We start from the raw sequence: 13,829 nt of genomic DNA, 5'->3' as shown, positions 1-13,829 counted from the left end.
CGACGACAGTATGCCCGCCCGCGGCCGGCGCCCGGGGTGGTCGCGGTGGTCGGGCTCCTTGTGCCTGGTCAGGTCACTTGTATACGATCCAGCGTCTAGTCGTCCTTCCAGCCGCGTTTCCTCATCTGCTCGGAATCGGGGAGAGATGTCGCGAAGATTCGGTCTCGTCGGTGGGACGGTGGTCACCGAGGACGGCGTACAGGCCTCTGACGTGCTCATCGAGTCCGGGCGTATCGAGAGCGTCGGTCAGATACCGCCGTCGGCGGACATCGAGAAGGTTGATGTCCGAGGGAAGATCGTGATTCCCGGCGGCGTCGACGTGCATACACATTTGGATACGCCGTTCATGGGCGCCGTGACCTCCGACGACCATGCCTCGGCGAGCCGCGCCGCCGCCGTGGGTGGTACGACGACCTACGTCGACTACGCCTTCCAGCGGCCCGGCGAGCGCCTGCCGGAGGTCCTGGGGCGGTGGGCCGGTCGGGCCGGGGGCCGTTCCGCCATCGACTTCAGCTTCCACCTGGCCGTGACCTCGCCGTACCCGGATCTCGTGGCGGACATGGCGCTGGTGGTCGCCGACGGCGTGACCAGCTTCAAGGTGTTCATGGCGTACAAGGGCCTGGCCATGCTCGACGACGGTCAGCTCTTCTCGATCCTCGACGAGTCGAGTCGGCTGGGCGCGACGCTCTGCGTGCACGCCGAGAACGGGCACGTCATCGACGTCCTCGCCGAGCGGCTCGTGCGGGCGGGCAGGACCGGGCCGCTGGCGCACATGCTGTCACGGCCGCCGGAGACCGAGGTGGAGGCCGTGCGACGCGCGATCGCGCTCGCGAACATGGCCGACGCCCCGATCTACTTCGTGCACCTGTCGACCGCCGGCGCCGTCGCCGCCGTCGCGGAGGCCCAGCGGGCGGGGCGCCCGGTCTCGGGCGAGACCTGCACGCACTACCTCCTTCTCGACGAGGATCTCTACCACGCGCCCGGGTTCGAGGCGGCCAAGTACGTCGTCAGCCCGCCCCTGCGCGGTCGCGAGCACCGCGAGCAGCTGTGGCGGGGCCTGCGGGAGGGCACGCTGGGCGTGGTCAGTTCGGATCACTGTCCGTTCTGCATGGACGGACAGAAGACCCTGGGCGCGGACGACTTCAGGCGGATTCCCAATGGTGCGCCGGGCATCGAACACCGCGTTCCGCTGCTCTACGGGCACGGGGTGCGTCCGGGGCGACTGAGTCTCGAACGCTTCGTCGACGTGGTGTCGACCGAGCCGGCCCGCCGGTTCGGGCTCTACCCGACGAAGGGCGTGATCCGGCGCGGTTCGGACGCCGATCTCGTCGTGCTCGACCCGCAGGCGGCCTCGGTCGTGCTCGCGCAGACGATGACGCAGAACTGCGACTACACCCCCTTCGAGCGGTGGCACGTCCCGGGGCGTGTCGACGCGGTCTACCTCAGGGGCGAGCTGATCGCCCGTCGTGGGCGTTTCGTCGGACGTCAGGACGCCGGAAAGTTCCTGGCCCGTCGCCCTGCGTGATGGTTTTGGGATGTGGCCGTACGGAGCCTTGACAGCGCATGACTTGTATACAAACATCAGCGCTTGTGACCTGCTTCATAAGGTTTCTCTGCGTCAGCTGAAGCAACCTTGCACACAATGTGGAGGTGTTGGCATGGGAATACGTTCCGTGCGGGTACAGGCCGTGGCAGTGCTCGCCGTTGCGGGCCTGGCTCTCGCGGCCTGCGGGAACGATGCGAAGAAGTCTGATGCCGGCACCGGCCAGACCCTGACCATCGCCGCGCCCGGTGTCGTGTCGAGTCTCGACTCCGAGCGCTACCAGGGTTTCATCTCGATCGACCTGCTACCGAACACCGCTGGCACGCTCGTGCGCTTCAAGAAGCCCGAGGCCGGCGCGACGAAACTCCAGACCCCGGACCAGATCGAGCCCGAACTCGCGGAGTCGTGGAAGCTGAGCGACGACCGCAAGCAGATGACCTTCACCCTTCGTGAGGCCAAGAGCCAGTTCGGCAACACCCTCACCGCCCAGGACGTGAAGTGGTCGGTCGAGCGGATGGTCGAGAGCAAGGGTGTGCCGATCGCCAAGACCCTGATGGGCATCGGCGGCTGGGACATCGCCAACCCGATCACCGTCACCGACGACAAGACGTTCACGATCAACGTCGCCAAGCCGAACGCGGTGAGCGTCTCCATCCTGAGCACCTTCTTCATGACCATCTACGACTCGGTGGAGGCGAAGAAGCACGCCGCGGCGGACGACCCGTACGCCTACAAGTGGCTGGGGGAGAACACCGCCACCTTCGGGCCGTACCAGGTGAAGTCCTTCGACCCAGGCAAGGAGGTCCGCCTCACCGCCAACCAGAACTACTTCCGCGGTACGCCCAAGGTGACCGACGTGGTGGTGCGTGCCGTCGCCGACACCTCGAACCGGCTCCAGCTCGCCCAGAGCGGGCAGGTCGACGTCGCCACCGCGATGACCTTCGACCAGCTCTCCTCGCTCGAGAAGAGCGGTGACGTGCGCCTCGAGCGGGTGCTCTACCCGAACATCGACGTGCTGGTGCCGAACCTCAAGGCGAAGCCGTTCGACGACAAGCGGGTGCGCGACGCCATCTCGCTCGCCGTGGACCGCAAGGCGATCGTCGACTCGGCGTACCAGGGCTTCGCCACCGCGTCGGCCGACTACATCCACGACGACTTCGGCGCCCCGGCCGCGGACAAGCCGTTCACCCACGACATCGACCGGGCCAAGCAGTTGCTGGCCGAGGCGGGCCTGCCCAACGGCTTCTCGATGGAACTCGCCTACAACGCGGCGAACGTGGGGGCCCACAGCGAGCAGGTGGCCGTCCTGCTGCGCTCGCAGCTGGCCAAGGTCGGCATCGACGTCAAGCTGAACAACGTGGCCTCCGGCGCGGACTTCGACGCCGCCAAGCGTGAGGGCAAGCTGCAGACCTGGCTGGCCACCAGCACCCCGCTGGTGCCCGACCCCGCCTACTACCTGCAGGTCTTCTACTCCACCGGTGGACTCACCAACCTGCAGAACTACAGCTCGCCGACCCTCGACGACCTCAGCCGCAAGATCCTCGAAACCCAGCCGGGGGCCGAGCGGGAGGCGCTGGTCAAGCAGGTCAACGACTTCATGGTCGATGACATGCCCGCCGTGCCGCTGGTCGACGGCCAGAAGTACTACGTCTTCAAGAAGAGCGTGACCGGGTTCGTCAGCTACTCCCAGGGCCACGTCAACTACTACGACATCAACATCTCCTAGCCCGGTCGGGCGTCCCCGGCACCGTGGCCGGGGACGCCCCGACGGGCGGTGGTTCCGGACGGACCGCCGTCGAGCCGGTCACCGCCACCGGCACCTCTTCAGAAAGCTGGAACAGCCGACAAGACCGGTGTCTCCCCAGAAAGCAGGAAGTTCACTGATGTACCGACTAGGAGTTGACGTTGGTGGCACGTTCACGGACGTTCTGCTGATCGAAGAGGCGACCGGCAGGACGCGCCGGACGAAGGTGCCGTCGACGCCCCACGACCAGTCCGTCGGTGTCATCGAGGGCGTGACCCGCGTGCTCGCGGACGCCAAGGCCCGCGCGGCGGACGTCCGCCAGTTCCTGCACGGAACGACGGTGGCCACCAACGCCGTACTCGAACGTCGGGGAGCCCGGGTCGGCCTGATCGTGACCGTCGGCTACCGGCAGGTCCTGCACATCGCGCGCTCGTTCGTGCCGGGCGGTCTGGGCGGCTGGATCGTCTGGGACCGGCCGGCCGAACTGGTGGCGCTGGAGGACGTACGCGAGGTCGCCGGCCGGCTCGACTTCCGGGGCGACGAGGTCGAACCCCTCGACGAGTCGGCCGTCCGCGCCGCCGTCCGCCAGCTCGTCGACCGGGGCGTGGACGCCCTCGCCATCGGCTTCCTCAACTCCTACGCCAACCCGGCCCACGAACTGCGCGCCGCCGAGATCGCCGTCGAGGAGGCGCCGGGCGTACCGGTGTCCACCTCCGCCGGTGTCCTGCCCGAGCTGGGCGAGTACGAGCGCACGCTGACCACGGTGGCCAACGCCTACGTCCGCCCCGGCGTCGGGGCCTACCTGCGCAACCTCAGCACGAAACTCATCGCCGAGGGGCTCGTCGGCGAGCGCCGGGTGCTGCGCTCCGACGGCGGCCTGATGACCTTCGAGCGCGCCGAGGACATCCCCGTCAGCCTGCTGATGAGCGGGCCCGCCGGCGGGGTCGCCGCGGCGGTGGCCCTCGGGCCGGCCGCCGGCTACCGCGACCTGCTCACCCTCGACATGGGCGGCACCTCCACCGACGTCGCCCTGATCGAGGACGGCACCCCCGTCATCCGGCGCGAGACGACCGTGGCCGACCTCGCCGTGCGCGCCCCGTCGATCGACGTGCAGACCGTCGGGGCCGGCGGCGGTTCGATCGCGCACGTGCCCGAGCTGACCGGGGCGCTGCGGGTCGGCCCGGCCAGCGCCGGCGCCCTGCCCGGTCCGGCGACGTACGGCCGCGGGGGCGTGCTGCCCACCGTCACCGACGCGAACGTCGTGCTCGGCTACCTGCCGCACGCGCTGCTCGGCGGGGCGATGCCGCTCGACGTCGAGAAGGCCCGTACCGCCGTCGGGACCGTCGCGACCAAGCTCGGCGTGTCGGTGGAGGCCGCCGCCGCCGCGATCATCGACATCGTCAACGAGAACATGCTCGGCGCGCTCCGGCTGGTCTCGGTGCAGCGGGGCTACGACCCGCGGCGGTTCGCGCTCGTCGGGTTCGGCGGCGCGGGCCCCCTGCACGTCAACGCCCTGGCCAAGCTCCTCGGCTCCTGGCCGGTGCTGATTCCGCAGTCGCCGGGGGTGCTCTGCGCCTACGGGGACGCCTCGACGGGCGTGCGGGCCGAGGCGAACAAGTCGCTGGTACGCCCGCTCGACGACATCGACGAGGAGCAGCTGCGGCGTGAGTTCGCCGAGCTGTCCGCGCAGATCGACACGGAGTTCGACCGGGCCGCCGTGCCCGCGGACGCCCGTACGGTGCGCTTCGAGGCCGACGTGCGCTACCACGGCCAGGGCTTCGAGGTCTCCGTCGCCGTCGGGGAGTCCCGGCAGGAAGCGCTGATCCCGAAGCTGCGCAGCGGGTTCGACGAGGCCCACCAACGTCTGTTCGGCTTCGCCCTCGACGAGCAGCACGAGGTCGTCAACATCCGGGCGGTGGGGGTCTCCGAGGCCGGGCGGATCAAGCCGGTGGAGATCGAGCACGGCGACCGGGACGCCTCCCGCGCGATCATCGGCCGCCAGCAGGTGTACGTCGACGGGGGCTGGCAGGAGGCGTCGCTCTACGACCGCACCGCCCTGCGCGCCGGCAACGAGCTGCCCGGGCCGGCGATCGTCGTCGAGATGGATTCCACCAGCCTGGTCCTGCCGGGCTGCGTCGCACGCGTCGACAGGCTGGGCAACCTGCTCATCCTGCCGACCGAGGATGGAGTGGTCTGATGAGTGCGGTCATCGTCGAGACGCCGCGGCCGGCGCGTGCGGTGGAGGTCGAGCCAGCGGTGCTCGACATCGTCGAGAACGCGTTGCGCAACGCCCGCTTCGAGATGGACGCCGTCGTCCTGCGTACCGCGATGTCGCCCGGCATCCGGGAGCAGCACGACGCGTTCCCGCTGATCGCCGACCGGCGCGGGCGCATGGTCGCCGGGCAGTTCGGCTCCTTCATCGACGGCTTCCTCTCCGGCTACGACGGCACGGTCGAGGAGGGTGACGTCTTCTTCACCTCCGACCCGTACGCCTGTGACGGCGCCATCAGCCACGCCAACGACTGGCTGGTGCTGCTGCCGATCTACCACCAGCGGGCGCTGGTCGGCTGGGCGGCGATGTTCGGCCACATGAGCGACGTCGGCGGCAAGGTCCCCGGCAGCCTGCCGACCGACGCCGTGTCGATCCACGAGGAGGGGGTCATCGTCCCGCCGGTGAAGCTGTTCCGGGGCGGGACGCTCGACCAGCAGCTGCTGGACACCGTCCTCAACCAGGTGCGGCTGCCCAGCTGGAACCGGGCCGACCTGAACGCGGTCCTGGCGTCCTGCCGGACCGCCGAGACCCGGGTCCGGGAACTCTGCGACCGGTTCGGCGTGGACACCTACCTGTCGACGCTGGACCTGCTGCTGGAGCGCAACCGGCAGGCGATGGCGAAGCTCTTCCGCCAGGTCATCCCGGAGCAGCCGGTCACCTTCGAGGACTTCGTCGACGACGACGGACGCGGTGAGGGACCGTTCCGCATCCGGTGCACGCTGTGGCGTGAGGGCGACCGGGTCGTGCTCGACTTCACCGGGACCAGCGACCAGGCCGACGGGTCGATCAACTTCCTGCTGAACGAGAACGTCCTGCGGATGTTCTTCGGCGTCTACACGATCATGGCGGTCGACCCGCTGATCCTGTTCAACGACGGGTTCTATCCGCTGGTCGACGTCCGTATCCCCGAGGGCAGCCTGCTCAAGCCCCGACGGCCGGCGGCCATCTCGTGCCGGACGCACGCCCTGGGCCGGCTCTTCGACGTCCTCGCCGGGCTGCTGGGACAGTGCGAGCCGGACTTCCTCTGCGCGGCCGGGTTCTCGTCGAGCCCGCACCTCATGTACTCCGGTCTGGACCGCTCGGGCAAGTGGTTCCAGCTGTACCAGATCGGCTTCGGTGGCGTGCCCGCCCGCCCGGCCGGCGACGGCTTCGACGGGCACTCCATGTGGCCCTCGTTCACCAACGTGCCGAACGAGTACCTGGAGGCCTACTACCCGCTGCGCATCGAGGCCTACGAGTCGATCCCCGACTCGGGCGGCGCGGGTCTGCACCGGGGCGGAAACGGCATCCGGGTCGGCTACCGGTTCCTCGAACCGGGTGAGGTGTCCATCCACGACGACCGGTGGTTCACCAAGCCCTGGGGCGTGCTCGGCGGCGAGCCGGGACAACGCGGCACGAAGATCCTCCAGAAGGCCGACGGCTCGCGGCAGGTGGTGCCGGCCAAGTGCGACCACGTCGCCGTGACGCCGGGCGACCTCCTGGACTTCGTCACCTGGGGTGGCGGCGGCTGGGGCGATCCGCTGCAGCGCGATCCGGAGCAGGTGCGCTACGACGTCGAGCAGGGTCTCGTCACCGTCGAGGGCGCCCGGCAGTACGGGGTCGTCCTGGTCGGCGACGACATCGACCACGACCGCACCCGGGCGCTGCGCGCCGAGCTGGCCGCCGCCCGGCCGGAACTGCCCCGCTTCAACCGGGGCGGCACGCTGGAGGAACTGAAGGCGCGCTGCCTCACCGAGACCGGGCTGGCCGCGCCACGGGATCCGTCGCGTACCCAGGTGCGCGACGAGCCGACGGCGGCTCCCGCACGCACCGCCGCCACGACGCAGACCCGGCGCCCGGCCGACGTGGCCGGGGCGGGTGGCGTCCGGCCGGCGGGAGCGGGACCGCGCCCGCAGACGCCGACGCTCTCCCCGTTGGAGGCGCTCGTGCACCACATCGCCCGGCAGGTGACCGGGCGATGATCCCCAACCCTTCCAGGACCAGCGACGTCCTGGACAACGGCGGGCACCCGCCCGTCGACCAACCCGCAGAGGAGAACTGTCATGGCTGACCTTCAGATGTCCGCGCTCGGAATGATCGAGACCCGTGGCCTGGTCGCGGCGGTCGAGGCCGCCGACGCGATGGTGAAGGCCGCCACCGTCGTGCTGGTGGGCACCGAGTACATCGGCGGTGGACTGGTCACGGTGGTGGTCCGCGGCGACGTCGGCGCGGTCAAGGCCGCCACGGACGCCGGCGCGGCCAGCGCCTCGCGGTTGGGCGAGGTCGTCTCCGTGCACGTCATCCCCCGCCCGCACAGCGAGGTCGAGGCGATCCTGCCCACCGGGGCGACCCGGGGCGGAAGCAAGGCCTGACCAAGGCGTCGCGTGCTCATCGAAGGAGCTGATACATGAGTCGGGTGTGGACTGCCGTCGATATCGAAGACATCGCCCGGTCGCACGAGCCGCGCGAAATCCTTCTGGGCCCGCGTGACCTGATCTCCCCGCATGCCGAGGACATCGCACGGGGCCTTGGCATCGACATTCGCAGGACAGGACAGGACGTGCCGCCGGAGTCGGCGCCAGCACCGGTCGCGGCCGGCTCCGGCGGGACGCAGGGCGGATGCGACGACGCCGACGGCTGCTCGTGCGGCTGCGCGGGCGCGGAGGAGGCGGAGCGGACCATCCGTACGATCGCCGCCGCGCTCTCGTCGGCGAACCCGGACGCGGACGCGTCGACGGTGGCCAGCGAGACGTTGCGGGCGCTCGGCGCCTTCGGCGGACCGGGCGTCGGCACTCCCGAGCAGGCGCAACCGCTGCCCGGTCAGCTGCTGCCCAAGAAGGCGAAGGGGGCCCGGCCCCAGTTCTTCGCCGACCCGGGCATGGAGGCCCTGGTCTCCACGGTGGTCACCCTCTCGTCCGAGGTGTGGGTGCTGCGCGAACGTCTGATGACGCTGGAACGTCTGCTCGCCGACCGGCGGGTGGTGGAGCGCGGCGCGGTGGACGACTTCACCGTCTCCGGCGAGGACGCGGAGGTCCGCGACACCGAGGCGGCGGCCTTCGTCGCCCGGGTGCTGCGGGTCTTCTACGAGTGGCGTGAGGAGATCGTGCGGGAGGAGACCCCGGAGTCGTACCGGGAAGTCGTTCGGCAGGCCTTCACGCAGGTGGGGGAGGGGAAGTGAAGCAACAACAGCAGCACGGCCTGTTGCCGAAGGAGAACCACGACGAACTCGCCCGGGAGAACTTCGTCCGGGCGCTGAAGTCGCACATCTCCAACGAGGTGACCCCGGGGGTCCGGGAGTTGTACACGCACCGCGTCGCCCCGCGGTACGAGCGGGAGGAAGGTGTCCCGCCGCGGGACCGGCAGTCGGTGCGCAGGGCGATGGAGCCGGAGCCGTACTACCAGCTCTGGAGTTCCGTACGCCGGGCGAGCCAGGACCTGCTCTGGAACGTCGTGGCGGACAGCATCGGCCGGCAACTGGACGACCTGAAGGCGCGGGCGAAACGGGCCGAGCGGGGGCTCGGCTCGCTCGAACTGGACCCCGACTTCACGCTGCCCTGGTACTTCTGGGGCATCGACATCCACGCCATGCCCGGCGGGTACCGGGGCGAGTACGTGGCGGAGGACCTCACCGCCGGGGCGCTCTACGACCGGGGCGTCTACGTGTACGCCATGGGTCAGATGGGCGCGCTCAACGACGACTACGGCCAGTCGGTGGTGAACAACTACCTGAAGAAGCAGCACCGGGACTTCCGTCCCCGGCGCATCCTGGAGATCGGGTGCGGGGTCGGCAACTCGACGCTGCCGTACGCGGAGGCCTATCCGGACGCCGAGGTGCACGGCATCGACGTCGGCGCGGCCCTGCTGCGCTACGGGCATGCCCGCGCGGAGTCGTTGGGCCGTAAGGTGCACTTCTCGCAGCAGAACGCGGAGGCGACGAACTTCCCCTCGGGGCACTTCGACCTGGTCGTCTCGCACATCCTGCTGCACGAGGTGCCGCCGGACGCGGTCCGCGCCATCCTGCGGGAGTGCCACCGGCTGCTCGCCCCCGGCGGCATGATGATCCACGCGGACTTCCCCGGCTACGCGGGCCTGGATCCGCTGGTGCAGTTCCTCATCGACTGGGACACCTGGAACAACAACGAGCCGTTCTGGGGCCCGATGCGGGACATGGATCTCGTCCAGGCCGCGCGGGACGCCGGGTTCACCGGCGACTGCTCGGAGCTGTCCTGCAAGCGGGAGTGCGTCGAGGAGGTCACCACGCCGACCGGCCGGATCCTGCAGAGTGGCGAGCGGCGGCGCAGCGGCAGCCTCGCCCTGCTCGTGGGCAGGCGCTGACGTGGCGCGCGAGGGCATCGAGCTGCGGACGTTCGCGTTCGTCGACCGGCTCCAGCCGCAGATGGCCGCCCTGATGGGCAGCATCATGTCCGGCGACCCGGTCGTCGAGGGGATGTCCCAGCTCTACCTGGAGATCTCGCCGGGCAGCGACGTGTACGCGCTGGTCGACGCGGCCGTGAAGGGGGCCGGGGTCCGGCCGGGCTCCCAGGTCGTCGAGCGGCAGTACGGCATGACGGAACTGCACTCGATGTCGCAGGACGCCGTCCGCCAGGCGGGCCAGACGATCCTCGACCTGCTCGGGATGACCGAGGCGGACGCGCAACCCGCGGAACTCGTCTCGGCGAAGATCGTCTCCAACATCGACGCCTACCAGGCGCAGTTGGTGAACCGGTCCAAGAAGGGTTCCCTGCTGGTGGCCGGCGAGTCGATGCTCGTCGTCGAGTGTCAGCCGGCCGCCTACATCTCCGCCGTCGCCAACGAGGTGGAGAAGTCGGCGGACGTCAAGATCGTGGACGTCCGGGGGGTGGGTCAGTTCGGGCGGTTGTGGGTCTCCGGGCTCCACTCCGAGGTCGACTCGGCCCGCGACGCCGTCCGGCAGGCCTTCGAGAACACTCCCTGGTCCCACCGACGCTAGAGGAACGAGGTGGTTCGGCATGCGTATCGCCCGGGTGATCGGGTCGGTCGTCAGCACCGTCAAGGCCGACACGCTGACGGGAGCGAAACTGCTTGTCGTCGCGCCGCTGGGTGAGACGCCTGCCGCAGAGCCGTACGTCGCGGTCGACACCGTCGGCGCCGGCAGGGGAGAGGTCGTCCTGGTCGCGACCGGCGGGGCCGCGCGGCTGGCGGAGCGGCAATCCAGTCAGGCGCCTGTGGACTCCACCATCGTCGCGATCGTCGACCGGTTGGAGACCGAGGCGTGGATCAACTACGTGAAGGACTGACGTGGATCTGTGGGATGCGGGTGCCCTCGGCGTGGTCGAGACGCGCGGACTGGCCGCCTCGATCGTCGCCGTCGACGTGATGGCCAAGGCGGCCGAGGTGCGGGTGATCGGTGTCCGCCGGATCGGCGCCGGCCTCGTCACGGTGTCGTTCATCGGTGACATGGCGTCGGTGCGGGCGGCGATCGAGAGCGCGCGGAGCGCCGTCGCGGCGGTCGGCGGGACGCTCGACTCGACCGTCATCGGTCGGCCCGCCATCCCGACGGGACTGCTCCGCGAGGCGGCCCCGACCGTCGGGGAACAGGCCGCCGGGGAGCGGGCCGCGGGAGCGGAGTCTGCCGGTGAGCCGGCTGCCGGACGGGAGCCCGCCGGGGAGCGGGTCGCCGCACCGGCGTCTGGCGTGGCGCCGGTCGGCGGCGACGAGGCCGGGGCATCGGCCGGGGGCGACGAGGCCGGGGCATCGGCCGGGGGCGACGAGGCCGGGGCACCGGCGGGGAAGGCCGTGACCGGCGCAGGGCAGAAGCGGCGGTCGGCGCGCTCGGCCGCCCCGAGACGGCGCCCGCCGTCGGCCGGCCCGCCGTCCGACGGTGACTCGGCACCACCTACCGACCGACCACGAGGGAAGTGACATGCGCGGATACGTCGGCCCGGCGGGCGGGCAGATCCACTACCGCACGAGCGGTGACCGGGGACCCACGGTGGCGCTGTTCCACGAGTCGCCACAGGCGTCCAACGTCTTCGAACCCGCCATGGGCGCCCTCGGGCGGTCGCTTCGCGCGTTCGCCTTCGACACGCCCGGATACGGCCAGTCCGACCCGCCGGTCGGTCCGCTGGAGATTCCCGGGTACGCGCGCCTGCTGCTCGACGCGATCGACGCGCTGGGCATCGAGGAGTTCGCCGTCGCCGGGCAGCACACGGGTGCCTCCCTGGCCCTGGCGGTCGCCGAGATCGCCGAGCCCGGGCGGGTCACCCACGCGATCCTCTCGGGGCTCGTGCTCGACCGGGCCGAGCGGGAGGAGTTGGGCGCGTCCTGGGCGCCCGACAAGCCGATCGATCCGGCCGGCGGGCACCTGAGCGACCTCTGGGCGCGGTACCTGGAGATCTGGGAACAGCCGCCGGAGCTGGTCAACCTCGCCGTGGCGAACATCGCGTCGGTGTTCGAGCGCTACAACTGGGCGTACCGGGCCGCCTTCCGGTACGACCCGACCGACGCCCTGCGCGACGTGCCCTGTCCGGTGCTCCTGCTGACCGCCGAGCGGGACATGCTGGCCCACTGCGACGCGATCGCGCTGGCGGTCCGTCCGGACGCCAAGGCCGTCCGGCTGACCGACACCACCGGCCAACTGCCGTGGCGGGTGCCGGAGGAGTTCGCCGCAGTGGTGTCCTCCTTCGTCACCGAGGTTCCGGGAGGGGCGCCGTGAGCGAGGACGCGGATCTGATCGTCATCGGCGCCGGTACCGCGGGTCTGCCCTGTGCCATCGAGGCGGCGCGGGCCGGGCTGCGGGTCGAGTTGGTGGACGCCGACGACGACATCGGGGGGACGCTGCGGGTCTCCGCCGGACACATGAGCGCCGCCGGCACCCGCCGGCAGCGGCTGGCGGGCATCGACGACGATCCGGACCGGCACTTCGCCGACGTGACGCGGATCGGGCACCACCGGGGGGACGCGGCCCTGATCCGGCTGGCGGTCGACGAGGCCCCCGGGGTCGTGGACTGGCTGGACGAGAACGGCTTCCCGTTTGCCCCGGGCACGCCGGTGGTCTACCACGGGCACTCCCCGTACTCGCGGCCCCGGACGTACTGGGGGGTGGCGCACGGCCGGTCGATCCGCGAGACGCTGCGGCCGCTCCTCGACGAGCAGGTGGCGTCGGGCCGGATCAACCTGCGGCTGCGGACCCGCGCCGCGCGCCTGAGCACCGAGGGCGGTGCCGTCACCGGCGTCGTCGTGGACACCGCCGAGGGCCCCCGCGAGCTGAGGGCGGGCGTGACGGTCCTCGCGTCGGGCGGCTACGGGGCCAACCCCGCGCTGTTCTCCGCGCTGACCCCGGGCGCGCCGCGTCTGGTGACCAACGCGGTGCCGACCGCGACGGGCGACGCGATCGAGATGGCCCTGCCGCTGGGCGCCGGGGTCCGCTTCGCCGACCTGCACACCCCACGGCTCGGCCTGCTCGAACGTCGCTCCCAGCCCGGGCGGGTGGACTTCTGGTCCGAGCTGGTGCACCTCGCCCCCGCCGAACGTCCGCCCCGGGAGATCTGGGTGAACGCGCGCGGTGAACGGTTCGTCGCCGAGGACCTCGACGACGTCACGCGGCACGAGCGGGCCGTGCAGGAGCAGCCGGGGGCCGAGTTCTGGATCGTGTTCGACGAGGCCAGCATCGACGCCGGGTCGTCCCTGGTGCCCTCCTGGGGCGCGGAGCGGCTCCGTGAGGAGGCGCGCCGGGGGGACGTGGCCTGGGCCGCCGACGACCTGGCGGGCCTCGCCCACCTCGCGGGCATCGACCCGGAGGGGCTGTCGCGTACGACGCGGGAGTACAACCTGGCGGTCGAGCGGGGATCGGATCCGCTGGGTCGGCGGGTCCTGGAGCACCGCGTCGCCGGGCCGCCCTACTACGCGGTGCGTTCGGTGGCCGCGTTGCTGTGCAGTTTCGGCGGACTGGACGTCGACACCGACTTGCGGGTCCGGCGTGCCGATGGGGGTGTGGTCCCGGGGCTGCACGCCATCGGGGAGGCCCTCGGGATGGGGGCCACCAGCGGGGCCGCGTTCTGTGGGGGGATGGCGGTGACCCCGGCGCTGGCGTTCGGTCGCCTGCTCGGGCGGCGGTTGGGCGGCCGGCGCGATCAGCAGGGGGCGTACCTCTGATGCCCTGTATGCACTGAGGTCCGAATGTGGGCCTTCCCCAGATTCCCGTCGGCGAAATCCGCCGTTGACAGTTGACAGCGAATAGCTGTTGTATACAACGACCACTCAGTGGGCTGTTATGAGAGGTGTCCAATGTCTAGCGATCTGCACCACGAAGG

General features: G+C 70.9%; 12 protein-coding genes. All 12 read left to right on the top strand.

From position 1 onward, the window contains the following. The first annotated feature begins 145 nt into the window (after window positions 1-145). Entirely contained in the window at window positions 146-1,525 is a 1,380-nt protein-coding gene (gene hydA / locus ACGFIR_RS15425) for a dihydropyrimidinase (RefSeq protein WP_393145514.1), read from the top strand. Between the two features lie 133 nt (window positions 1,526-1,658). After that, the gene (locus ACGFIR_RS15420) at window positions 1,659-3,269 is read left to right on the top strand and encodes an ABC transporter substrate-binding protein (protein ID WP_393003323.1); all 1,611 of its coding nucleotides are present in this window, start codon (window positions 1,659-1,661) and stop codon (window positions 3,267-3,269) included. A gap of 157 nt (window positions 3,270-3,426) precedes the next feature. Beyond that, window positions 3,427-5,484 (top strand): hydantoinase/oxoprolinase family protein, encoded by a 2,058-nt coding sequence (locus tag ACGFIR_RS15415; protein ID WP_393145511.1) that lies wholly within the window; start codon window positions 3,427-3,429, stop codon window positions 5,482-5,484. Then, complete coding sequence (locus ACGFIR_RS15410; RefSeq protein WP_393145509.1) at window positions 5,484-7,520, top strand: hydantoinase B/oxoprolinase family protein; 2,037 nt, start codon at window positions 5,484-5,486, stop codon at window positions 7,518-7,520. The genes ACGFIR_RS15415 and ACGFIR_RS15410 overlap by 1 nt, the downstream gene beginning before the upstream one ends. An 81-nt stretch (window positions 7,521-7,601) precedes the next feature. Beyond that, the gene (locus tag ACGFIR_RS15405; RefSeq protein ID WP_393003317.1) at window positions 7,602-7,910 is read left to right on the top strand and encodes a BMC domain-containing protein; all 309 of its coding nucleotides are present in this window, start codon (window positions 7,602-7,604) and stop codon (window positions 7,908-7,910) included. A 35-nt stretch (window positions 7,911-7,945) separates the two neighbouring features. Next, window positions 7,946-8,716, top strand: a complete 771-nt coding sequence (locus ACGFIR_RS15400) for a hypothetical protein (protein WP_393145507.1) — start codon at window positions 7,946-7,948, stop codon at window positions 8,714-8,716. After that, window positions 8,713-9,873 (top strand): methyltransferase domain-containing protein, encoded by a 1,161-nt coding sequence (locus ACGFIR_RS15395; RefSeq protein ID WP_393003313.1) that lies wholly within the window; start codon window positions 8,713-8,715, stop codon window positions 9,871-9,873. Before ACGFIR_RS15400 ends, ACGFIR_RS15395 begins: the two co-directional genes overlap by 4 nt. A gap of 1 nt (window position 9,874) precedes the next feature. After that, window positions 9,875-10,507 carry a hypothetical protein gene (locus ACGFIR_RS15390; protein ID WP_393145505.1) on the top strand — a complete coding sequence of 211 codons (633 nt, stop codon included), beginning with the start codon at window positions 9,875-9,877 and terminating at the stop codon, window positions 10,505-10,507. A 19-nt stretch (window positions 10,508-10,526) separates the two neighbouring features. Then, window positions 10,527-10,814 (top strand): EutN/CcmL family microcompartment protein, encoded by a 288-nt coding sequence (locus ACGFIR_RS15385; RefSeq protein ID WP_393003309.1) that lies wholly within the window; start codon window positions 10,527-10,529, stop codon window positions 10,812-10,814. Between the two features lies 1 nt (window position 10,815). After that, window positions 10,816-11,439, top strand: coding sequence for a BMC domain-containing protein (locus ACGFIR_RS15380; RefSeq protein ID WP_393145503.1), 624 nt, complete (start codon window positions 10,816-10,818; stop codon window positions 11,437-11,439). Window position 11,440: 1 nt separating this feature from the next. Next, window positions 11,441-12,232: an alpha/beta fold hydrolase gene (locus tag ACGFIR_RS15375; protein ID WP_393003305.1), complete on the top strand. Its 792-nt coding sequence runs from the start codon at window positions 11,441-11,443 to the stop codon at window positions 12,230-12,232. Next, the gene (locus ACGFIR_RS15370; protein WP_393145501.1) at window positions 12,229-13,671 is read left to right on the top strand and encodes an FAD-dependent oxidoreductase; all 1,443 of its coding nucleotides are present in this window, start codon (window positions 12,229-12,231) and stop codon (window positions 13,669-13,671) included. The genes ACGFIR_RS15375 and ACGFIR_RS15370 overlap by 4 nt, the downstream gene beginning before the upstream one ends. The last annotated feature ends 158 nt before the right edge of the window (window positions 13,672-13,829 follow it).

The organism is Micromonospora sp. NPDC049051, assembly GCF_043197575.1.
Taxonomy (GTDB): domain Bacteria; phylum Actinomycetota; class Actinomycetes; order Mycobacteriales; family Micromonosporaceae; genus Micromonospora.
The sequence above is the reverse complement of the archived record's forward strand: the minus strand, read 5'-3'. Positions and strand labels throughout refer to the sequence as shown.

Coding starts and splice junctions, on each gene's coding strand:
- ACGFIR_RS15415 (WP_393145511.1), top strand. CDS start 3,427: ATGTACCGACTAGGAGTTGACGTTGGTGGCACGTTCACGGACGTTCTG.
- ACGFIR_RS15420 (WP_393003323.1), top strand. CDS start 1,659: ATGGGAATACGTTCCGTGCGGGTACAGGCCGTGGCAGTGCTCGCCGTT.
- ACGFIR_RS15410 (WP_393145509.1), top strand. CDS start 5,484: ATGAGTGCGGTCATCGTCGAGACGCCGCGGCCGGCGCGTGCGGTGGAG.
- ACGFIR_RS15400 (WP_393145507.1), top strand. CDS start 7,946: ATGAGTCGGGTGTGGACTGCCGTCGATATCGAAGACATCGCCCGGTCG.
- ACGFIR_RS15405 (WP_393003317.1), top strand. CDS start 7,602: ATGGCTGACCTTCAGATGTCCGCGCTCGGAATGATCGAGACCCGTGGC.
- hydA (WP_393145514.1), top strand. CDS start 146: ATGTCGCGAAGATTCGGTCTCGTCGGTGGGACGGTGGTCACCGAGGAC.
- ACGFIR_RS15385 (WP_393003309.1), top strand. CDS start 10,527: ATGCGTATCGCCCGGGTGATCGGGTCGGTCGTCAGCACCGTCAAGGCC.
- ACGFIR_RS15375 (WP_393003305.1), top strand. CDS start 11,441: ATGCGCGGATACGTCGGCCCGGCGGGCGGGCAGATCCACTACCGCACG.